Here is a 247-nt window from a genome sequence, read left to right on the forward strand (position 1 = left end):
ATCCCGCGGTGTTCGCGCGGTTGCGACGCCATTATCAGGCGACGCTGCCCAAGGCGTCCTTCCCTCATTAGTTCTGGGCGATGCGCGTGCTGCTCGGCGGGCTGCTGTCCGTGCTCACCGCACCGCTGCCGCCAGCGCGCGCCTCTCACACGATATCGACCGGGTTCGCGGGCCTGCGCGCCGCACGCGCCGCGCGTCCGACCGGACGCCCCGCCTTCATCACCGAGCACGGCATCTATCTTCTCGA

At 69.6% G+C, this 247-nt stretch carries 1 protein-coding gene; it reads left to right on the plus strand.

Annotated elements, in window-relative coordinates:
* Positions 1–80: 80 nt before the first annotated feature.
* The coding region (locus AC0CH3_RS17895; RefSeq protein ID WP_465238138.1) for a DUF3492 domain-containing protein at positions 81–247 on the plus strand (167 nt) is incomplete at its 3' end.

This window comes from Sphingomonas sp. AC449 (assembly GCF_979253475.1).